This window comes from Mesorhizobium sp. USDA 4132 (assembly GCF_056279545.1).
This window is the reverse complement of the sequence record NZ_JBWCCP010000002.1, coordinates 639037-660065: the sequence shown is the minus strand read 5'-3', so window position 1 is coordinate 660065 and position 21029 is coordinate 639037. Positions and strand designations below refer to the sequence as shown.

At 59.8% G+C, this 21029-nt stretch carries 18 protein-coding genes and 6 pseudogenes; 10 read left to right on the top strand and 14 right to left on the bottom strand.

All coding sequences use genetic code 11. The features are described from left to right. Positions 1–97 precede the first annotated feature (97 nt). Together ACZ9IU_RS25825 and ACZ9IU_RS25820 are read right to left on the bottom strand one after the other, a co-directional pair. On the bottom strand, positions 98–307 hold the full coding sequence (locus tag ACZ9IU_RS25825; RefSeq protein ID WP_157885324.1) for a response regulator: 210 nt from the start codon (positions 305–307) through the stop codon (positions 98–100). Between the two features lie 115 nt (positions 308–422). After that, a pseudogene (locus ACZ9IU_RS25820) lies at positions 423–893 on the bottom strand (LysR family transcriptional regulator); the annotation flags it as partial. Positions 894–999: 106 nt separating this feature from the next. On the opposite strand from ACZ9IU_RS25820, the pseudogene ACZ9IU_RS25815 reads away from it, so the two are divergent. Further along, a pseudogene (locus ACZ9IU_RS25815) lies at positions 1000–1674 on the top strand (alpha/beta hydrolase). A 182-nt stretch (positions 1675–1856) separates the two neighbouring features. Here ACZ9IU_RS25815 and ACZ9IU_RS25810 read toward each other — a convergent pair. The 4 genes from ACZ9IU_RS25810 to ACZ9IU_RS25795 all read right to left on the bottom strand — a co-directional run bounded on the left by ACZ9IU_RS25810 (position 1857) and on the right by ACZ9IU_RS25795 (position 4913). Next, complete coding sequence (locus ACZ9IU_RS25810; RefSeq protein WP_051900569.1) at positions 1857–2486, bottom strand: SDR family oxidoreductase; 630 nt, start codon at positions 2484–2486, stop codon at positions 1857–1859. Between the two features lie 163 nt (positions 2487–2649). Further along, complete coding sequence (locus tag ACZ9IU_RS25805; RefSeq protein ID WP_040125177.1) at positions 2650–3033, bottom strand: hypothetical protein; 384 nt, start codon at positions 3031–3033, stop codon at positions 2650–2652. 2 nt (positions 3034–3035) lie between these two features. Next, positions 3036–3995 carry an alpha/beta hydrolase gene (locus ACZ9IU_RS25800; protein ID WP_040125179.1) on the bottom strand — a complete coding sequence of 320 codons (960 nt, stop codon included), beginning with the start codon at positions 3993–3995 and terminating at the stop codon, positions 3036–3038. Between the two features lie 39 nt (positions 3996–4034). Continuing rightward, entirely contained in the window at positions 4035–4913 is an 879-nt protein-coding gene (locus ACZ9IU_RS25795) for an NmrA/HSCARG family protein (protein ID WP_040125181.1), read from the bottom strand. A gap of 116 nt (positions 4914–5029) precedes the next feature. Between ACZ9IU_RS25795 and ACZ9IU_RS25790 the strand changes: the two genes are divergently transcribed. After that, the gene (locus ACZ9IU_RS25790; RefSeq protein WP_040125850.1) at positions 5030–5929 is read left to right on the top strand and encodes a LysR family transcriptional regulator; all 900 of its coding nucleotides are present in this window, start codon (positions 5030–5032) and stop codon (positions 5927–5929) included. Positions 5930–6154: 225 nt separating this feature from the next. Here ACZ9IU_RS25790 and ACZ9IU_RS25785 read toward each other — a convergent pair whose 3' ends face one another. Continuing rightward, positions 6155–7090 (bottom strand): zinc-binding dehydrogenase, encoded by a 936-nt coding sequence (locus ACZ9IU_RS25785; protein WP_040125182.1) that lies wholly within the window; start codon positions 7088–7090, stop codon positions 6155–6157. 140 nt (positions 7091–7230) lie between these two features. Between ACZ9IU_RS25785 and ACZ9IU_RS25780 the strand changes: the two genes are divergently transcribed. The 4 genes and pseudogenes from ACZ9IU_RS25780 to ACZ9IU_RS25765 form a co-directional block, all read left to right on the top strand. Further along, entirely contained in the window at positions 7231–8211 is a 981-nt protein-coding gene (locus ACZ9IU_RS25780; protein ID WP_040125184.1) for an AraC family transcriptional regulator, read from the top strand. A gap of 62 nt (positions 8212–8273) precedes the next feature. Then, positions 8274–8501: pseudogene (locus ACZ9IU_RS25775) on the top strand (Hsp20 family protein); the annotation flags it as partial. A 336-nt stretch (positions 8502–8837) separates the two neighbouring features. Then, complete coding sequence (locus tag ACZ9IU_RS25770) at positions 8838–9332, top strand: DUF6088 family protein (RefSeq protein ID WP_244447575.1); 495 nt, start codon at positions 8838–8840, stop codon at positions 9330–9332. Between the two features lie 53 nt (positions 9333–9385). Then, a pseudogene (locus tag ACZ9IU_RS25765) lies at positions 9386–9673 on the top strand (transposase); the annotation flags it as partial. Between the two features lie 5 nt (positions 9674–9678). Here the strand turns inward: ACZ9IU_RS25765 and ACZ9IU_RS25760 are convergent. Both ACZ9IU_RS25760 and ACZ9IU_RS25755 read right to left on the bottom strand, forming a co-directional pair. Further along, positions 9679–10090 (bottom strand): annotated as a pseudogene (locus tag ACZ9IU_RS25760) (IS6 family transposase); the annotation flags it as partial. 155 nt (positions 10091–10245) lie between these two features. Beyond that, entirely contained in the window at positions 10246–11187 is a 942-nt protein-coding gene (locus tag ACZ9IU_RS25755; RefSeq protein ID WP_040125186.1) for an NmrA family NAD(P)-binding protein, read from the bottom strand. 74 nt (positions 11188–11261) lie between these two features. Here ACZ9IU_RS25755 and ACZ9IU_RS25750 point away from each other — a divergent pair, with 74 nt between their 5' ends. After that, positions 11262–12065 (top strand): AraC family transcriptional regulator, encoded by an 804-nt coding sequence (locus ACZ9IU_RS25750; RefSeq protein ID WP_040125187.1) that lies wholly within the window; start codon positions 11262–11264, stop codon positions 12063–12065. 687 nt (positions 12066–12752) lie between these two features. Here the strand turns inward: ACZ9IU_RS25750 and ACZ9IU_RS25745 are convergent. Beyond that, positions 12753–13475: a TetR/AcrR family transcriptional regulator gene (locus tag ACZ9IU_RS25745; RefSeq protein WP_040125852.1), complete on the bottom strand. Its 723-nt coding sequence runs from the start codon at positions 13473–13475 to the stop codon at positions 12753–12755. Between the two features lie 139 nt (positions 13476–13614). On the opposite strand from ACZ9IU_RS25745, the gene ACZ9IU_RS25740 reads away from it, so the two are divergent. Continuing rightward, a complete protein-coding gene (locus tag ACZ9IU_RS25740; RefSeq protein WP_040125189.1) occupies positions 13615–14745 on the top strand; it encodes an FAD-dependent oxidoreductase in 1131 nt (376 codons plus the stop codon). 391 nt (positions 14746–15136) lie between these two features. Here ACZ9IU_RS25740 and ACZ9IU_RS25735 read toward each other — a convergent pair whose 3' ends face one another. From ACZ9IU_RS25735 to ACZ9IU_RS25725, 3 genes are read right to left on the bottom strand one after another with little or no spacing between them, the layout of a single operon-like run. Next, positions 15137–16267: a zinc-binding alcohol dehydrogenase family protein gene (locus ACZ9IU_RS25735; protein WP_244447630.1), complete on the bottom strand. Its 1131-nt coding sequence runs from the start codon at positions 16265–16267 to the stop codon at positions 15137–15139. A gap of 2 nt (positions 16268–16269) precedes the next feature. Then, positions 16270–17262 carry an NADPH:quinone reductase gene (locus tag ACZ9IU_RS25730; RefSeq protein WP_040125193.1) on the bottom strand — a complete coding sequence of 331 codons (993 nt, stop codon included), beginning with the start codon at positions 17260–17262 and terminating at the stop codon, positions 16270–16272. A gap of 29 nt (positions 17263–17291) precedes the next feature. After that, positions 17292–18164: an NAD(P)-dependent oxidoreductase gene (locus tag ACZ9IU_RS25725; protein ID WP_040125195.1), complete on the bottom strand. Its 873-nt coding sequence runs from the start codon at positions 18162–18164 to the stop codon at positions 17292–17294. A 95-nt stretch (positions 18165–18259) separates the two neighbouring features. Here ACZ9IU_RS25725 and ACZ9IU_RS25720 point away from each other — a divergent pair, with 95 nt between their 5' ends. Further along, a complete protein-coding gene (locus tag ACZ9IU_RS25720; RefSeq protein ID WP_051900571.1) occupies positions 18260–19045 on the top strand; it encodes a helix-turn-helix transcriptional regulator in 786 nt (261 codons plus the stop codon). Between the two features lie 214 nt (positions 19046–19259). On the opposite strand, the pseudogene ACZ9IU_RS25715 reads toward ACZ9IU_RS25720, so the two are convergent. Then, positions 19260–20166: pseudogene (locus ACZ9IU_RS25715) on the bottom strand (LysR family transcriptional regulator). Between the two features lie 126 nt (positions 20167–20292). Here ACZ9IU_RS25715 and ACZ9IU_RS25710 point away from each other — a divergent pair. Then, positions 20293–21006: an SDR family NAD(P)-dependent oxidoreductase gene (locus tag ACZ9IU_RS25710; protein WP_040125197.1), complete on the top strand. Its 714-nt coding sequence runs from the start codon at positions 20293–20295 to the stop codon at positions 21004–21006. Positions 21007–21029: the final 23 nt, after the last annotated feature.

Sequence of the window (21029 nt, the reverse complement as noted above, 5' to 3'; positions counted from 1 at the left end):
CAGGCACCCCGTTCGCCGCCCATTCATCCCCACTGTCGGATGTCACATAGACCAACGGCATGGTCGGCACCAACTCGCGGGCACGGCGGGCAATGTCTCAACCCTTTGGACCATCGCCAAGCCGCACGTCGGTGATCACGGCGCTAAACCGGGTCGCGTCTTGATCCAGCCGCGACAGCCCTTCGCTGCCACTCATCGCGGAAATTACCTGAAAGCCCCGCCCCTTGAGGATATCCTCGGCCTCGACGCGAAGCAGCGGCTGATCTTCGACCAGTAGGACCAATGGCGTCAGGGATGGCTCATTCATCAGATGCTCCCGCAGGTTCCCGCAGCCTGAAAACCCGAACCAAGAGCTGGCCAAAACGCCAAAAAACGGCTGATGTGTTACCGATACGGCGACGTCACGCTTGAGTCCCCTCTGCTGCAACGCCCAAGCTTTTCTGCTCGGGACGAAGAAAGGCTACATCCAGCTTTCCGCGCATCAACGCAAGAGCCAGGTCTGGGGAGGACTGAGCAGATAGTGTAATTTCGGTCTCAGGTGCTTCCTCGCGGATCATGCGCAACAGGTGAGGTAGCCACGTGACCTCAAGCCCAACCAGAAACCCCATAGTAAGCACGGGCCTTTTCGGTCGCGCTGTTTGCCGGGCGCCTTCGCTCGCCGCCTCGACCTGCGGAAGCGCCAGCCGAGCGTGATCCAAAAAGACACGCCCAGCAGGGGTCAGCACAACGCCGCGCGCCTGCCGCTCGAACAGCTCTACGCCGACTTCAAGTTCAAGATCGCGGATCTGCCGGCTCAATGACGGCTGACAGATATTTAGTCGCCGCTGGGCAGCGGTCAGAAAGTTGCCTTCTTCAGCAACGGCAATGAAATAACGCAAATGGCGGAGTTCCATCCGATCCCTCGCTATACCTTCAAGGCATAGGTCGAGCGTGCAAAGTCTTTGTCACCTATGGAAGGGAAATCTAGCTTCGGCTGATATCAACGAAGGAGAAACAAAAATGGCAACTTCATCCAAGCTTACCATAATTTTCTGCCATGGTGTTTGGGCCGACGGCTCATGCTTCAGCAAGGTGACCCAGCGCTCCAGGCAGACGGACACGAGGTGATTGCCGTCCAATATGGCCTGGACTCGTTCGAAGAGGATGTGGCGACGGTCAAGCGCACGCTCAACCGCGTCGGCCATTCCTACGGTGGCGCAACGATCACCGCTAAGGGCGTCGATGAGCGTGTGATCGGTCTTGTCTACGTCGCCGCCGTCGCCCCGGACATCGGTGAAACCGTGCAAGACCAGCTGGAGAAGTATCCATCCGACATCTTCTCCGGCGTCGAGGTCGCAGATGGGCCTGGATGCTTCCAAACGGTACGGAATTCTTTGCAGGCGATTATCGGCGGAAGAGCACAAGCTCATCTGGGCCACCCATTATGCGCCCGTCTTTGATCTGTTCAACCAGCAGAGCCTAACTGCCCACCGCATTGCCTGGAAATCGAAGCCGAGTTGGTATGTACTGGCGACGAAACATCATACAGTGCACCCTGATCTTCAATGCTGGGTTTCGAAGCGCATGGGAGCGACTGTCACGGAGGTGGCACGCAGCCACGTACCGATGCTTTCTCAGCCCACAGTCGTCGTTGACGTGATCCGGCGGGCGGCGTCGGCTGTCGAGAATGGCTGAAGAAGGCATCACCCCACAAACTGGAGAGACTGCCACAAGGATGTCGCCTCGGGCAGCCCGTTACAAATGACTAAAGAAGGCCAAGTTCAACGATCCGCTAGACGAGAAGGGCAACTGGCTTTTTTCGTCTGTCGGCCATAGAATCTGGTTTTCAAGCCCTGATCCCGACCTCGCTCCAGAGGCTACCAGGTGATCAGCGGCGCCTTGCGCAGCCAGGTATCGGCGGTGAGTTGCTGCACAACAAACTCGGCAACATCGGCTCGGGCGATAGAACCACCATGGACGCCGGACAGGTCGGTCAACGCCTTGACGCCGCCGCGCGCCGGCTTGTCGTTGAGCACCATCGGCCGGACGATGGTCCAGTCGAGCTTGCTGGTCCGAATCGCATCTTCCTGGCGGTCCTTGTCTTCATAGACCTTTCGCAATATCAGGGGCAAAAACAGCCGGTCGAAGAAGAAGCCGCCATGACCGCGGCTGTCGCCGGCGCCCAGCCCGGTGATGCACACCAGACGACGAACATTCTGCTGCTCCATGACGCCGACCAGTGCGCGGGTCGCCGTCGAGAGCAGGGTCACTTCCTTGAACGGGCTCATGGCCGTACCCAACGAACTGACGACGGCATCGCAACCAGCGATGGCGCCGGTCAAAGCAGCGGGATCGCGGGCATCGCCTTCGATCAGTTCGGCGCCGGCGAGATCCGCGGCCTTCACCTTCGAGCGAACGAGAGCGACGACCGCGTATCCCTCTGCGACGGCCTTGCCGACGATGAGCAGGCCGGTGGCGCCGGTCGCGCCCAATACCAGAATTTTCATGTCAAACCTGCGAAGTTGTGCTGATGGACGGGAAGCATTGCTGAGCCCCTGGCGGAGTAAAATCAGCTATGGCGGTAACGGCCCGCTCGGCCGCGGGAAACCGGCCGAGGGAAGATTGGAAGACAGCTGCATGCCCTCCCACATCGACAACCTGATCTTGCACTCAATCCGCGCCGATCCACCGCGCCGCGACCTCTGCCGTATCTTCGGGACGGGTGTTGAATGCGATCGCTGCCTTCGGTGCGCCCTGGTGGATCGCGTTGACGACCTTCTCGAAGAACGGCAATCCCTTTGGCGGGATGCGCAGACCGCCGCCGACCACGACGCAATTGTAGCCCACTTTCGCCAGCTGCGATGCCAATGTGGCGATGCCACTGTCGTCGGGAGCGATCATGCAGATGTCGGCGTCCCAACCGCGCTCGGTCATAGTCGTCTCGGCGATGTCGATGCCCGCCTGGATTTTTTCAGCATTGAATCCCGGTGGCAAAGAGGGATCGGAGAAGTCTACGGTTTCAGGCTTCTGGCCTACAAACAATACGCGCGTCATGATCAAGCTCCTTTGAGCGGGTTGGAAGGGACGGCGGCTTTGGCCAAGGCTTCGAGCCGCTGGCGTAGGAAATCACCGATGGCATTCAGAGACTGCTCGGCCGCGAGAAACTGGCCGAGCGAAGATTGGAAGACATGCGGCATGCCCTCCCAGACCGCAAGCGTGACCTCCACGCCCGCCGCTTGTGCCTGCTCAGTGTAGCGGATGGAATCGGAGAGCAGTACTTCGTTGTCGCCGACATCGATGCGAACGGGCGGGAGGCCGGCCAGTGGGGCGTAAAGCGGCGATGCCTTGGGCTGGGTGGCATCCTCGCCTTGGAGGTACATGTCGGAAAAACCCTGGAGGACGCCGCGCGTGAAGATCGGGTCTGCCTCGGCCCTGGTTTCGAAGCTGTCGCCGGTCAGTGCCAGGTCGGTCCAGGGCGACATAACTGCCGCGCCGACCGGCTGCACCATGCCCCCGGTCTTGTCGGCGGCGAGGATCGACAGCAGCGTCAGCGTCAGACCGCCACCCGCCGAGTCGCCAACGACCGCGATCCCTTCCTCTCCCTCCGCGACAAGACCGCGATAGGCGGCAACCGCATCGTCGATAGCGGCCGGGAACGGGTGCTCGGGGGCCAGCCGGTAGTCCGGGACGAAGGCATCGGCGCCGACGCGTACGGCGATTTGCCCCGCGAAATGGGCCAATGCCTGGGCCGAGCCGAGCACATAGCCGCCACCGTGAAGATAAAGGATGCGCGCACTCGGCCTTGCATTCGCTGGCCGGACCCAGAAGCCGGCAATGCCGCCGACCGTCGCTGCCTCGACCCGGACATCCGCCGCAGCCGGTGTTGCGGCAAACATGGCGTCGAACATCGGACGCGCCTCGGGGCCAAGTGCATCGCCCTTATGAGCCGAGGCGGCCTGACGCATCGCGGCCACGGCCGGAGCATCTTCGGCCAACAGGGGTTGGATGGTGATCATGGCAGGTTTCCTTTGTTCAGTCGTGGATGGTATACGGGCTCAGCCCTTCGACCATTGGGTCGCGGCATCCTTGGCAAAAGCGGCATAGGAGCGTGGGGCGCGACCGAGCAGCTTGGCCAGACGTGCCAGGTCGTCGGCGCTCGCCACAGCGCCTTCCGTCTGATAGCGGCTGAACATCAGGCGCAGGTCAAGCGCGTGCCAAGCGGGCAGCATGGTCTTGGTGCGCTGCTCCATAGCGACGAGATCGTCACCGCCATAACGGATCGCTTTGCCAAGGGCTTCGCTCCAGATTGTGGCGATGCCTTCGCCGGTCAGGCTGTCGGGACCAACTAGGGCGTAGGTTTCGCGGCCGAGCGGCGTTACGGCCTGTTCACGGCGAACCAGTTCGATCGCGGCGGCCTCGCCGATGTCACGGATATCGACCATCGACACACCTTTCGCGCCGATCGGCGAGGCATAAACGCCGGCCTTCAGCAGCCCGTCCTTCTGACGAAGATCGTTCTGGATGAAATAGGCGGGCCGCAGAACCGTCGCGGGCAGATCAAGCGCCTCGATCATACGTTCCACCGTGTACTTACCCGCAAAATGCGGCACGTCGGCATAGGCGTCGCCGCCGAACACCGAGAGATAGACGATGCCCTTGATGCCGGCCTCATGGGCGACTGTCAGCGTCAGCATCGCCTGCGTCAGTTCGTCCGCGACATTTGGGGCCAGTACGAACAGCGTGCTGACGCCTTCGAGCGCTGCGCGCACCGAATCCGGATCGGCGAGGTCGCCGCGGACCGCCGTCACACCAGCAGAAAACTGCGCCGTCTCGGGCGAGCGCGTCAGAGCGCGAACATCGGCGTTGCGCGTTTGAAGATGGGCCAAGACCTGCGCCCCGATGGTTCCTGTGCTGCCTGTCACGAGAATGCTCATGTCGAAATCTCCTGGTGTTGGTGTGTCTGCATCTGATGAGGGAGAAGGTAGCCGTTTCATTGTCGTTGAGAAGGTGCCAATATCGATATTGCTTGTCTCAAATACGGAACACGATGATGGATCTTCAGGCTTTGTCCGACTTCGACCTTGTCGCTGCAAATAGTGGGTTCGGCCGCGCCGCCCGCGTCTCCGGCCGCTCGAAAGCCACCTTGTCGCGGCGGGTCGCCGAACTGGAGGAGAGCCTCGGGGTGAGGCTGATCGAGCGCGGACCCCAAAATCTGCGACTGACGGACGAGGGACGGGCGCTGCATGAGCGCACGCACGGGCTGCTGAGCGAAATCGCCGAGGCCGGAGAAGCGGTCGTGCTTGGCGCATCCACGCCGAGAGGCAGGCTGCGGGTGAGCGCGCCGGTCGTCTTCGCGCATGTCGCGCTGCCCCGCATCGGTGCGCGATTTGCGCTGGCCTTTCCGGAGGTCCAGCTCGAAATCGTTGCGGAAGACCGCAGGGTCGATCCGGTTGAGGATGGTTACGATCTGATCATCCGGATCGACCCATCGCCGGACGAACGCCTCGTCGGCCGCCGTTTCCTCAACGATGAACGGCTGATCGTTGCACCACCCGGCATGCCCCGCCCCGCCCCCAGCGTGGATGGCGAGGAAGCGACGGTAAAGGCCGTTCTGCTCTCCGCAACACCGCCCGGGACCCTCTGGCGTATCAAGTCCGGAACGGAGGCGGACATTGTCCTGCGGCCGGCCCCGGTTCTCCGCCTCTCGTCGCTACTGATGGTCCGCGATGCCGTGCTGGCACGCGCCGGTGCAGCCATGCTGCCCAAGCTCCTTGTTGCCGAAGACATCGAGGCCGGCAGGCTTGCCTATTGGGGGAAACAAGCCGGGCCGCCCGTGGAGATCTGGGCGCTGCAAAGTTCACGCCGCCTGGTCGGCGCCAAGGTGCGCGCATTCCTGGAGGTGGTTGGCAGGGCGTTCCCGGAGAAGGCCTTCGTCGCACCGCCGGGATGAGAGGCGCAGGGCGCCTTTCGCATCTCGAAGAGAACATCGCTTCTGCTTCGATCGAGCTCGACGAAGACACATTATCTGAACTTGATGCCATCGGAGATCAAACGTAACAGGAGAAGCCAAATGGGCCGCCGCCACTAAAAACTTGACGCCGTGAAACCGGCATTTGGGCGTGAAGCCTATTGTTCAAACTTACCCACTGTTCCGGCCAATGGTGAATAGGGAGGCTCACTGACCACTCCTGCGAATGTCTAGAACCGCTTTGCCATTGACCTGGCGGCCAAGCAGCGCGTCCACAGCTTCAGCAACCTGCTGCCAATCGCCACGCCAGCCAATACAGGCGTTGAGCCGCCGCTGCGCCACCAGTGTCAGAAGGTAGCCGAGATCTTGACCAAAGCCGGAGCCGACGCCGAAAACCTCGATCCGTCTCCCTGCAGCCCTGCGGCCATCTGGTAAACGTTGTTGGGCGAAATCGATCGTGCTCGGCTCGATTGACGATACGCCCACGCTCTGCAAAGCGCCGCCCCTGGCCAGCAATTGCATCGCACCAGTCAAAAGCGCGCCGCCCACATTATCGATCACTCCGTCTACAGGTGCCGCTATGCCATCGAGCCCCACGACGACTTCATCGGCACCAAGCTCAACGAGCCCTACGCCTCGTCCCACTGACCCGACGCTGGCGATGACGTGGGCGCCAGCCAGATGCGCGAGTTGGACAGCGAAGCGACCGACCCCACCAGAAGCGCCGGTAACAAGAATGCGCTTGCCGATCAAAGTGCCGAATGTACGCACGACTCGCAGCGCCGTAACCCCGGCGACCGGCAGCGCACTTGCGGCGGCGAAGTCAACGTCCTGTGTTGCCACGCCGAGTTCGCCGGTGTTAACCGCCCGAAGTTCCGCCCATGCGCCGCCCCAACCGAAACTGCTTACGCGAGCGCCTGCCTTTGGTCCCGACCCGTCAGCAGCGGGACGAACGACCACGCCAGCCGCATCCCACCCCGGTATGTCGCCGGGCTTTCCCCGAGCCAGCGTAGCAACATCGCCGAAGTTGAGCGAGAAAGCATGGACCTCGATAAGGGCTTGGGCCTGCGTCGGCATTGGGTCTGGCACTTCGCCGAAACCAATCCCACGCGGTTGTGTCGCATCGAATATAATTGCTTTCATTTCGCAGTTATCCTCTCGCTAGGCTTCGAGATTTTCTGAGGCTCGCGTCATGCGTGCGGTTCTTCATTAGCCAAAGTTATACATGTCGCCGCGATACGTGCTATGCTGGAAAGTAGCTATTATTGTCGCGATCGTATCCGATGCTCACAGACCCGCTCTCCGATATGCTCTCACTGCTAAAACCTCGAAGCCATGTGTCCGGTGGTTTCGCCGCCGGGGGTGACTGGTCCATCCAGTTCCCGCGCAACAATGGCATCAAATGTTACGCGGTCACTTCTGGCGCGTGCTGGCTGGTAGTGGATGGCGTTCTCGATCCGGTCTTCCTGAAATCAGGCGACGGCTTCCTGTTACCGAACGGGCGGGCTTTTCGGCTGGCTAGCGACACCAAACTCGCGCCAATTGACGCCGCGGCACTCTACGCTGAAAAGCGCCAAGACGGCGTCCTGACTTACAATGGCGGCGGTGATTTCTTCCTTGTCGGTAGCTATTTTACCTTGGCGAGCGGCTCGGCAGACCTGCTCCTGGATATGCTTCCTCCCATCTTACATCTGCGGGAGAAATCCGATCAAGCTACTCTTCGTTGGTCGGTTCAGCGCATGATGGAAGAGCTGTCAAATCCCCAGCCAGGCGGCTATCTCGTCGCCCAAAATCTCGCTAGCATGATGCTCGTGCAAGCGCTGAGACTGCACATAACGGACCAGTCCGGCCCCAGGATAGGCTGGCTGTTCGCGCTGTCGGATCCTCAGATAAGTTTGGCTATCAATGCGATGCATCGGGATCCCTCCCATCGCTGGGACCTCCAATCGCTCGCAAAATGTGCCGGTATGTCTCGTTCAAGATTTGCGATGAAATTCCGCGGAACGGTTGGACTGACGCCGATAGACTACTTAACGCGCTGGCGGATGCTGTTGGCGGCAGACCGGCTCGCCGCCTCCAGCGATCCGGTGTCGACCATTGCGCAATCACTGGGTTATGAATCAGAAAGCGCCTTCAGCGCGGCTTTCAAACGGGTCATGCATGCTTCGCCCAGGCAATACGTTCGCAACAGATCGACCGACGCGTTACCCTCGGACGAAAGGCGGGCCGTTGGAGCAGATTGGATGGTTCAGTTGGCACGTTGAGGCACAATCTCAGGCGGCGCTTGCCAGAGCGACTATAATCCAATTACCCGAAGCGCAGGGTAGAAGGCTCTCTGCACCGTGGCATCGCCGGTCGGCCCTTCGAGCACCGTTTTGAACTCGCTGATCACGTTCGCGTCTCTGGTGCCGATCTGACGAACGGACTGTTGTCAGTTGACCTCGTTCGCGAAATCCCCGAGGCCCTGGAGCCCCGCAAAATCGAGATCCAGACGAACACGTCCATCCCAAAACAGGTGACCACGCCCCAGATCGAGGCTCAGAAAGCCGCCTGACCAGGGGAACGGCCGATTGTTTCGCTTGAAGGCATTTGTGCCATCAAAATTATCGGAATAACGTGGTCGTTCTCAGTTTTGGCAAAAACAATGAGGTTGCACCTAACGATGGAGCTCAGGACCACCGCTCTTCAGCCGCAGGCGCCGGCGTTTATGTCGCTTCTCAGATGATGGTCATAGATCGCGTCTGGTACGCTATATGTGGTCGACGGGATGAGAGCCGTCAGCCATAGAACTCTGAACGGCTACGGACGCTTTTGATATTCTCGCTTCACATCACTCGCCAGCAAGGCGGTCGTCGGGCGTCGCGACCAGACTCGGATGCTTGTAGATGGCATGACAGCAACAAACAACCTTGGGTTGATTGACGCTGTCCCGGCAAAAATCGTTGTTCATACTGATGCACGTCGGCGGCCAATTAAGCTTGGTAATGTCACGATCACCTTTCGTCCGACCGCCGCCAGCAAGTTATTCTGGGCTGGGCGCCCTGCGATGCGCGTCGTTCAAGCGCTGCACTGGCTTCGCGATCTTTTAGGCCGCGAAGGAGAGAGTGAACACGTGAAGAGCAAACTTGCCAAGCTTTTTAAGAATCCCGCTGTGGGAGCGGCTATCAAAGCCGATTTAGCAACGGGGATTACGGCGCTTCCGACATGGATGTGGATGTTTCTCACGCCGCTCATCGAAGATGAAGCCGACGACAATGATCGGCATGTCAGCATCAATCGCACTGATGATAACGATGCCGACGATCATCGCCACGACGACGATGATCGACATCGCGCTGAGCATAATCGTCCGAAAAGCAAGCTAGGCTCAGGACCTATTAAATAGCTTGCGGTGGCCTACTGCCTTTGATTCATTGGGATCGAAAGGAGGCCGTTGCAATGAGTAATCTGCTGTTGTTGTCGGAGGCGCAAATGCGCCGGATCGAGCCGTATTTCCCGCTGTCTCACGGCGTTCCGCGCGTTGATGACCGGCTGATTTTGAGCGGTATTATCTTCGTTTTGCGCAACGGGCTGCGATGGCGCGACGCTCCGAAGGAATACGGCCCGCATAAGACGATCTACAACCGCTTCATCAGATGGAGCAGGCTTGGCGTGTTCAATCGTATCCTGGCCGAACTGACTGCAAAGCGGGGCAAACCTGAGCAATTGATGATCGATTGCCAGCACGGTCTCCGCGGCGCTCGGCCCTGGCTCTTTGAGAGCCTACGCATAAGGCGTTTGGCCGCCTTTGCATTGCGGCGGCTTTGCACCAACACCTCCAGAACAAACCCGTCCTGATCCACGGCACGCCACAGCCAGCGCTTCTTGCCCCGGATCGAAATGCCGGCCTTGTCGAGGTGCCACTTGTCGCCGAGCCGGCCGGCTGAGTGGCGGCGAATCTCGTTGGCGAAGGCATGTCCGAATTTCTCGGCCCAAAGCCGGACCGTTTGATGCGAGACGATGATCCCACGGGCAGCCAGCAAACCCTCGACCATTCGCAGGCTGAGAGGGAAACCGGAAATAGAGCCACACCGCGTGGGCAATGATTTCAGCGGGAAAGCGATGGCGGCGATAGAGTGGACACGGTCTTTCATGGCCCGTCATCGCACATCGAATTCCACATTCCGTTAAGTTGACGATGCCGCGATTTCGGCTGGAGCGCCAATTGCGGTCATATAGCTACCGCAATAATTTGCGACAGCATCCAGTAAGGACTGAAAATTGCTGGGACAATTCAAAAGAACCAGCATGACATCCAGCTAGTCTCTGGCGGTCCACATGGGAAACGTCTCTCGTTGGTCTCCCGCTCTGACCGCCTCCAAGTAACGCGGCTTCCAAACATCACCAATGAACCGCTCCATCGTTGTGGGCAATTTCGGACGATCCTCGTGCTCCCCATGGAACCTTACGATGCCATTGTTCAAAGCGTCAGCACTCAGAGTGTCGTCCTGCCATTTCTCCGGCGTCCCGAACCGCGCCAGAAATTCGGCTTCCACGTCTTTGCGGGTCGTCTCGATGTATCGGTACTCCACCGGCCTGCCGATCTCCTTGCCAATGATCACGGCCAGTTCGTTCATCGAGACATCTTCCGAGCCGACTTCGAGATAGACGCGGTGTCTGCCCGTCGGATTGGTCAGTTCCTTCGCTGCCAGCCATGCGATGTCATCGGTCGCTACCCAAGGCATCTTCAAATCAGGTTTGCAGAACCAGGCAATTCGACCGTATTTGGCAACCGGTGCCGTCCACGCCTGCAGATCTTCCATGAACCATGCGGCGCGCAGGTGGACCAAATTGATATTGCCGAGTTCGTTGAGCTTTTGGTCCAGATCGTGAAAGCACTCGAAATGACCCGTCTTCCCCTTCACGTCCGACCCCATGGCCGTCAGGCTTACGGCCAGTTTGACGGAGGATTTTTCGAGCGTATCGACGAAGCGCTGGGCAACAGCGGGGTAGTGTCCCTCGATGTTGTTCCAATCGGTCTTCACCATGAGAAAGGCGGCATCCGCATCCTGGAAAAATTGGTCAAGGTCTCCCGCTCCAGTGTCAAAGCTTCCCAGGAATGGCTCTGCTCCGAGCTCGACCAGTGCGTCGAGCGCGGGGCCACCTCTCGACAACACTCTGACCTGATGCCCGGCGCTCAGCAGGGTCCGGGTCAGCTTGGCGCCAACTCGTCCCGTTGCGCCGACGACAGAAATTCGCATAACAGTCTCCTTTCGGTGGTTGATCGCCCGATAGTAGACTATTGCAGGGCGCACGAATTTGGAGATAATGCCAAATGATCTCCAAATCGGGCCAATCCGCAAAGCTGCTGCGCTCCTGCTACGACGACTTCGATCCCGACTGGTCAGATCGCCCGGCCTTCGCTGTCCGCCTCGACTTCAGTGACTATGAAGCTGAGGTGCCCCAGCACCGGCACAAGCAAGGGCAGCTCATTTTGGCCCTGCACGGGGCGGTCACCTGCAAGACGGAAAATGGCCTCTGGATTGTCCCACCGGACTGCGGAGTCTGGATACCCGGCGGCGTGCCCCACAGCAACCAGGTCACGTCCAACGCACGCCTGTCCTATCTGTTCGTTCAACCAGACGCGGCGACGCTGCCGCAGGAGTGCTGCACTTTGTCTGTGTCGCCGATGCTCCGCGAGATGATCCTCCGACTGGCAGATGTATCGGTCAACTATGCTCCAGACGACCATGTCGGCCGCATGGTGCGGGTCTTGCTGGATGAACTCGCGCAAATGCCGATACAGGGGCTGGACTTACCCGCGTCCAGCCATCCCAAAATCGCCGCGATCACTGCTGCCCTGATGGCGGAGCCGAGCGACCGTCGCACCCTGGTCGATTGGGCGGCACACGTTGCCATGAGTGAGCGATCCTTAAAGCGGCTGATGGTCCAGGAAACGGGGCTGACCTTCGGCCGATGGCGGCGGCAACTGCACCTGATCATCGCGTTGCGCGAACTGGCCAGCGGCGCGACGGTCCAGAGGGTGTCGAGCGACTTGGGATACGAATCGGCTACCGCCTTTATCGTCATGTTCAAGAAGGCATTGGGCACAACGCCAACGCGCTACTTCGCGAGTTGATTTGCCGAATGGCCAAATTCGGCACCACTGGTCGGCCTTTGCTGCGTGTGCCATGACCGCGATGGGCCGACTGCGGACGATGATCTTGCCTCGTCCCGCCCAGGAAAAAGCTCGAAAGGAGCTTGACCTCACCCCGCCGATTAGAGAAGCGCCGCAATGCGTAAGGCGGGACCGACTACCTCCGGCGAACGCGCTCCGTTGATCTTCTGCCTATGCGGCGTCGCTTGCCCGTGAGAGAAATCGCGATCGTACGCAGCTAGCGAGGCCACATAGGCATCCGCGGGCAAGAACATGGTGTACCGCTGGATCCACAACGCGTTGAGCGGCCACGAGAGAATCGTGCACGCGGCCGCACTTCGCCTGTGCCTTCGCCGGAGGCGAGCCGGTTCTTGGATCGATGTCTCGAGCCGACGGCCGATCGGTCATATCGGCGCTCGCAATCGGCACAGCTACCTGAGCTCAACGGCAAGCGCTTCGTCCGGCTTCAGCCAAACAACGTGACATCACCCTGCCGACACCTCGCCACACGCTATCACCGCCCCGCCGCCATCTTCCTCGGCAGGATCCATCTCGTCGCGAGCGTCATGTGGTGTTTTTGAGTCCTAGTGCTGAAAGCGAACTGAAAGGGTGACGCAAAATAGAAGCTGTGCCGCGAGCCTGATCCGTCCTCGAGGCCTAGCCCACCCCTCAGTTCGGAGATCTTCGCGCAATCCCGTCGAGGACGCACTCGAGGCCCTCGTAAAAAACTGCCTCAGGCGTGGGATGATCCATTTCACTGATGACCCTGGCGAGCATCGGGAAGCGTCCAGTCGCGATCATTCTTTGCATATACGGCCAGTTTTCGGCTTGCCATTCCGCTTTGGTCATCTCGCTTTCCAAAACTGCGACCGCTTCGGCAGTCTCGTCGCGGACCGCACCGAGGACATAGGCGCCGATAACCTTCGCCGCCTGGAAAATCGCATCAATCCCGTCGAGGCTAGGCGCATCTGCGACTGCTGCCAACATAGCCTCGGTGAACGCCAGGGCATTGGGGCCTTGATGCGGCCTTCCGCCCAACAAGGCGATGAACCAGGGGTGGCGGAATGCGGCACCCCGCAAGGCACATGCAAGTGTAGCGATTTGCAGGCGCCATTCATCCGCGGGTGTCTCTTTTTCGGCGAGCATTTCCGCGTAGACCGCGTCGATCATTAGCGCAAGCAGATCCTCCTTGGTGGCGATGTAGCCATAAAGCCGCATGGGACCTGCACCCAGCGCGGTTGCCACGTTGCGCAGGGTCACCGCCGAAAGCCCTTCGGCATCCGCCAACGCGATGGCGGTACGGACTATGGCGTCGCGGCTGAGCGGCACAGGGGCGGGACGCGGCCGGGGCTCCGGACGCTCCCAGGGCATGCTGGATGCATTCTTCGACATACCGGCAGGATAGCATCCAAATTCGACCAATGCGACGTATGTTTCGATACATTGCATCGAACGATACAATGTATCGATTCTTCGGCCGGGCTCTGCTATTGGATAGCCTCGAAAATCGTCCCTCCTGTCCGGAATTCAAATGCACAGTCCAAAAGTGATCATCATCGGCGCGGGGGTGGCTGGTCTCAGCCTCGCCATCATGCTTGCCGAACAGAATATCGATTGTCAGGTTCTCGAAGCGAGGGAACGGTTCGATGGGCCGACGAGCGGCGTGCGCGTATCCGCCGAGGGTGTCGCCATCCTGAACCTGATAAAACTGCCCCCTGTGGGCGAGGCCACAAAGAGAGTGGACATGCGCTTTGGCTGCCTGTCCGCCAGCTTCTCCGCTCGGGAGATTGCTCCCTCCGCAATCATCGTCACGCGGCTGGCGCTCCATGAAAAACTGATGAAGCGCGCACAGGCCCTCGGCATTCCGGTGACAACCGGGTTCAAGGTCGCCAGTCTAACCGAACGGGACGGCGGGGTCGAAGTGACGTCGCACTCGCGGGAAACCGTTACCGGCACCCTGCTCGTCGGGGCAGATGGCGTGGGTTCAACGGTCCGGCAGTTCCTGAACCCCGGCCAGGGGTCAACCAAGACCTATGCCGGATATCTGGGGATCGGGCTCATTATCCGTGACGATGCCAACGTCGAAATGACGCTCTACCACTATCCCGGCCAACAGGTCGGAATCGCCTCCTGCGGGAAGGCGCACGAGACAGCCACGAAGCCGAGCGTATTCCTGTGGACGCATATTCCCATGCCCGAAGCGGAGGCCGGCCTGGCAACGCGAGCGGGTGTCGAGGCAGAACTGGCGAGACGCGCTGAACGATGGAGCCCTGAGCTTCGCAGCAAATTCGACCAGTTCACCAAGGACGCCGACGCCATATTGGCCTACGGCCCTGTCTATAATGGAACGTCCCCGGTCCGATGGTTCAGCGACCGGACTATCTTATGCGGGGATGCCGCACATCCCTATGGACCTGGCGGACAAGGAATCAGCATGGCGCTGAAGGATGCCAGGGCGCTGTGCGACGTCATCGCGCACGGCTTTACCGAAAATAACAAGGAGGAATTCCAGAGAACCCGAGGTCAGGAGGCCCGCATCCTTGGTGAGGCGGCAGAGAAGAGGAATGCCAAGACGGCACCGCCTACTCAATGGGGGGTATTCATTGAGGGAATTGTCATGAAGGCTACCGAGATCATCACTCGGGGGAAGCTGATATTTTGAGGCCGTGGCACTGCAGAACTGGACAGGTCACGGACCGGCGAGGAACTCGCCACGTGCCTCCATCTCGATATGCTGCCGGCCAGAGGCACAATCTCTCGAAGCTGGCGGTTCCGGATCGTTCTTTCAATTTTCGTGGCTTCGATCCGTGGCACGATCAATCTCATTCATTGTTGGGCGATTGATCGGCCCGTTCTTGAAAGAGACATCTCTTGTATGCGGCTTGATGAAGGTGCCCACGAACGGCGGGTTTGGAAAATCTGACGAGCTACTGCATCATTTCAACTGCGTCTGACATTGGCCCCGCGATTCAAGTATGCCCTGATTCAACGGGATGGCGCCCATGCCGGAACTAGCTCACGCGGCATTTCCACCGTATGCCGGAGCCGTTCGCCTATGCCTCCAGACTCACCACTATTTTTGCGCCTGACATCCCACTTTTCTGAGTGTGCAGGGCGGTCTGGAGGCTTTCCAAGCCGTGGCCAGCGATCTGCGCCGGTGGCGCGGGCTGGAATTTACCTCCGGCAAGCGCATCGGCGAGAAAGTCGACATACACGATTTTGCTGACCTCGTTATCTTTGAGGCTGGTCCCAAAGATTAGTCTGGTTTCAACGCCGGCAGCTAAGTCCGTTGGAGGAGGCAGCGTTGTCGACACGAACCGTCTCCCGTCGCAAACGCTGACTGCAGAAAAGCAATCCTGGATATTTCCTGTCGCATGGAGGGCGCCAACGAACTCTCTTCCGCGCAGAGCTTCCACCACCTGATCTACCACGTACTTATCGGCATGGTCGAACATGAGCGTAGCGCCCAGGCTCTTCACCATGTCCATGTTATGCGGCGATGCCGTAGTGATGCATTCGTAGCCTGCAGCAACAGCGAGCTGGATTGCATTGCACCCGACACTCGATGAGCCGCCCCAGACCAGGATGGTCTTTCCTGTCGCTTTCGGCGTCAACGACGGGTGTTCCAAGCCAAGGTGGTTCTTTTCGAACAAGCCGCAAGCCGCGGTACCGAGGCCGAGAGGCAGGACGGCGGCATTCACATAGGAAATATTCGACGGTATTTTCGAAGCCATGTTTGAGAGGACTAGGGTAAAGCTCTGAAAAGCGCCGTGCGCAGGCCGATTTGTGGTCGCCCCAACCGCTTGCCCAAGGACGCGGTCGCCAACCTTGAATCTCACGACATTGGTGCCGACCGCAACGACATCTCCTGCGACATCGCTGCCGAGGATCGCGGGATAGTCCAGCCATGGGAACAGCGCGGTGTCCTGCAGCAACCAGTCCACTGGATTGATGGCGATTGCCCTGTTTCGGACAAGGATTTCGTTCGGACCGGGTTGCGGCGCTTCAATGGGGGCCAACTGAAGTGGTTGACCGAGATCGGGCTGCCAGGCAGCGATAGAATGGTCCATGTTTTCTCCCCGATGTTTAGAAGTTATTTGATTGCGGGGGCTGCCTACCGCGACCACGCCGACCGGAATTGTCCTGACCGGTTGACTGCCGATGAGCACGTTCTTGCCCGGCACTTTCAATCACCGACCCGGACAAGAATTTTGCCGACGATCTTTCCGGATTCCTGGGCTGCATGCGCTTGGGCAATGTGCTGCATTGGAACTTCGAGGCCGATGTGAGGCCGATAGCGACCTGCCGCAACGCATGCCGTCACCTCCTTAACGGCCAACTGAAAGGCCGCGTCCGGAATGGTGGTGAAAAACACGAAGCGAAACACATAGCTCCCGAACATCGCTGTCCGGAACGGCATCGTCAGCTTGGCTGTGGGATCTTCTGTCGCATAGGCCGTGACAACCCCGCCTGGCGCCAGACATGCGATGTCGACGTCGACATTGTTGGCGAGATCAACGTCAACAATCCGATCGACGCCGGCATCTCCGGTAGCGTTCCTGATGGCCGCAGCAACATCTTCGGAATGCCTGTTGATGACGAGGTCGGCGCCAGCGTCGAGTGCCACCTTCTCCTGTTCCGGGCGGCTGACGGTCGCCGCGACCCATGCCCCGGCCCACTTTGCGAGAAGGATCGCGGCAGTGCCGACAGCGCCGCCGCCGCCCTGGACAAGAACTCGCCGCCCGCGGACATCTCCATCGGCAAACAGGCATCGATGCGCGGTAATCGCCGCCACGCCCAAACAGGCGCCGGTCTCGAACGAGGTGTTGTCCGGCAAAGGGACTGCCAGGTTGCTTGGAAGCACCACGAACTCTGCAGCGGTTCCATAGGGCCGGCCGTATTGCGCGCGGTAAAGCCAAACCCGTTCTCCGAGCCGTGCTTCGGGGACACCGGGGCCGATCTTGTCGATCGTGCCTGCGCCATCGTGATGGGGAACGATGCGGGGGAACGCCATCGGCGCACCGGCAAAGCCAGTCCTGGCTTTGATATCGGTCGGATTGACACTGGAAATCGCGACCCTCACGCGGACCTCGCCGAAACCGGGTTCGGGATCGGCAAGTTCCCCAACCACAAGAACGTCGTCGGCGGTCCCTTGCCGATCATAATAGGCTGCTAGCATGGTGTGCCCTCACTTCTAGGGATGATCATCTATGCAACCGCGCTGGCCATTCGAGCCGAACGCCCCAATGCGGTAGACCAGTCCTCTGCTCCAAAGCCCATGTCTTGCGCTCGGGACAGGCTTTCGCGGAGGGCCTTCAGAACTCGGTTGCTCAATTGATTTTCTGCGGAGATCGCCGCCAGCAGCCCCATATCCTTGATCGGCATCGCAAGTCCGCTCGCAGGAAGCGGTCGAGCACCGGTGATGGATCGCGCGTAGTTTTTGTAGATTGGCGACGCAAATATGGTTTCTGTCATCAGGGTCATGAAGGCGTCGGCATCTGCTTTCTCGGCCTTCAGTATTCCCGTCGTTTCCGCCATGGCTGCGACCGCGGCGCCGATCAGGAAGTTGCCGCAGAGCTTCGCGACGTTCGCTTGACGAGGCTCATTGCCTAGTGCCCAGACGCGACCAAAACTCTCGAGATAAGGACGCGCCTTTTCAAGCAGCGCGGGGTCGCCGGCGACGCATATATTGGCGGCCTTTTGCTCAACAGCTTCGGGTCGTCCGAACAGCGGAGCAGCGAGATAGCCCATGCCCGCATTCTGATGCGCCAAGGTAAGCTCATCGGCGAGATTTGGGCTCAGCGTTGACAGACAGACGTGCAGAGTCTCTCGACCAGTCGCCGAAGCAATTGCCTCGTGCGTGATGACCTCGCGAACGGCGGCATCGTCGAACAGGATGGACAAGACCAGTTCGGAAGCGAACGCGGCGCGGACGTCATTCAGCGGAGTTGCGCCCAACGCCACCATCTTTTCGACAGCGGCAGGCGACCGGTTCCAAACCCGCACCTCTTCGCCGAGAGTGAGAAGGTGGGGGACAACGGCGGTCCCGATTCTCCCAAGGCCGACAACCGAAACCGACATGAACTTCTCCCTGTTGCCAAGACAATATCGGGAGGTTTAGACTGTTACTATATGACTTTTATCCTGTTACTAAAGTAATAGCTGGGGATGCTTGGATGACGGCGGAGCGATTGGCACGACCAGCGGCGCGAAACGAGCTGTCGGAGTTCGTTCGGTATTGTCGCGAGCAAGCCTCACCCGAAGAACTTGGCATAAGTCCCGGTCCCCGCAGACGGACAAAGGGTCTTCGCCGCGAGGAGGTCGCGACCTTAGCTGGCGTTGGCATCACTTGGTACACGTGGTTCGAGCAAGGGCGCGATATTCAGGTTTCCGATGATTTCCTCAATCGCCTGGTCCGCGGTCTTCGGCTCGACCGTGCCGAGCAGGAGCATCTTTACGCTTTGGCTGGTCGGGTGGCCCGGCGGTCTCAAGCGCAGGTTTCAGAGTTGCCCGCCGGGCTTTTGACCATGATCAACGCTCTTTCCGACCCCGCCTACATTCTCGACAAAAGGTGGGATGTCTTGGCCTTCAACAAGGCGGCGTCTGAGCAGTTTCCGATGTTCGGTGAGCAAAACCCGAACATTCTTCGCATCGTGTTTTTTTCCGACGCTTACCGGAAAAGCGTGCGTGACTGGCAATCGACAGCCCGACTTATGTTCCTCAAAGCCCGTCATGACTACCTTACCGGCGGCTCGGATCCGATCCTTCGCGGTTTGCTGGATGAGATAGTGGATGCGTTTCCGCTTGCGAAGAAATGGTGGAGCGACCCGGAAATCGTCCGAATTGGCGACAGCCGAAAGGAATTGCATTCGGCAAACTTTGGCTGGCGGACCTTTCACCTCAGCGTGCTCGTTTATGAAGACAGGCCCGACATTCGGATCATCGTCTACAGTACTGGGTGAGGATAGCTGATGGACCAACCCCCAGGCTGCCAGGCCAGCGGAAAAACAGAGCCTATCGAAGCCTGCTACCTTGCGGTACGGTCCGAAAGCAATGTCGGTTTTAGTACGAACATCGCTACGGAGACGCCTTCCCTCGTAAGCTCAAATGGTTTCCGCCTTTCCGGACGATGATGCCCATGCCCGTGTTGAAATCGCAGCCTGCGTCTGGCTCGCGTCAGGGCATCGCCTGACAGATCGCGGCGAGTTTCTGCCGAAACCATCGGTGGGCCGGGTCTGCATTGAGGCGGGGGGGGCCACATCACGCTGATTGTCAGTTCGGGCGTGGACACGGGAAGGCCGAAGTCTTCCAGGCCTTGCGCTGCCACTTCCCCATTGCGAAGACAGGAGCGCGGCACCAACGCGATGAGGTCGGACTGGCGCGCGATCGTTAACGCATCGAGGAAACCTGGGACAACCGCGATGACTTTGCGTTCCAGGCCCAGTTCCTGAAGCGCGTTGTCCACTGGACCCGTTAACGCGCCCCGGCGCGATGCGACGACATGCCCACAAGCGGCGTAACGCTGCGGCGTCATCGCTCCGTCGAGCAAGGGGTGTCCAAGGCGGGCCACACCGATGAAGCGGTCGCGAAAGAGCCGCAGGGTGCGCACTTCAGGCGCGGACACACCCTGAGTGCCAACTTCGATGTCGATCGTTCCCTCCCGTAACGGGGTCGCATCCTTGTCGGGTTTAGGCGCGAAGCGAAGGCGAACAAGCGGGGCCTCGCGCGTAATCGCCGTGACGATCGCCGCAGCGAATAGCGTGACGAAACCTTCGTTGGCGCGAATCGTGAAGGTTCGGTCGAGCGAAGCCAGGTCCAGTGACCCTACGGTTGGCGTCAGCACCGCACGCGCATCGCGGGCGAGGACGTGAACGCGTTCTACCAGTTGCGCGGCATAGGGGGGTGGGGACGAGTGAGCGCCCGGCTTGTACCAACAGCGGGTCGCCCGTGGCCGAACGCAGCCGCGCCAGCGTCCGACTCATAGCGGAAGGGCTGAGGCCGAGAGTCTGGCAGCGGACGTCACGCTGCGCTCCGTCAGCAACACGTCCAGTGCCGTAAGGAGGTTCAGGTCGACAGCGTTCATAGCAGCATTATACCGCGGCTTCGCGCAATGCATAGCGTTCGGCGCAATCATACTTTGCGTCTTATGCGTCTGGTGCATCCCGTGGTCAAACGCATAATTGGGCGGCAACGATGAAAGGCCGGCCACATGAATAGATTTTCGGGTGAGCATCCCAGGACAATACTGCTTGTCGGCGCATCGCGCGGCCTTGGACATGCGATGGCGATCGAGTTCGTCAAGCAGGGATGGCAGGTCGTGGGCACGGTCCGCGAAAGCGGCCGGACCGATTTACACACGCTCGCCGATGCCCATCCCGATCAGGTAACGATCGCGCCGCTCGACATCACCGAGCCTGAGCAGATTTCAGCGTTGCACGAGCAACTGTCAAACCGCGTCTTGGACATCCTGTTTGTCAACTCTGGTATAGCCAATAGAGACGCATCCGCGCCGATCGCCCAGGTTTCGACCGACGAATTCATGCACGTGATGCTGACCAACGCGCTGGGGGTGATGCGCGCCGTCGACGGCCTCCAGGATTTGGTAGCTGCCGATGGTCTCATCGGAGTCATGTCGTCCGGACAGGGCAGCATCGCCAACAACACCAATGGCGGCTTCGAGGTCTATCGCGCAAGCAAAGCCGCCCTCAATCAACTGATGCGGAGCTATGCCGCCCGCCATGCCGACGATCCACGTGCGATGGTGTTGATGGCACCAGGCTGGATCCGCACCGCGCTGGGCGGACCAAACGCGCCGTTCAGCATTGAGGAGACCATTCCGACCCTGGTCGAAACGCTGCTCGTGCAGCGGGGGAAATCGGGGCTGCGCTTCATCGACCGGTTTGGCGAGACCGTGCCGTGGTGATCGCTCAAGGGACGGGAAGAGAC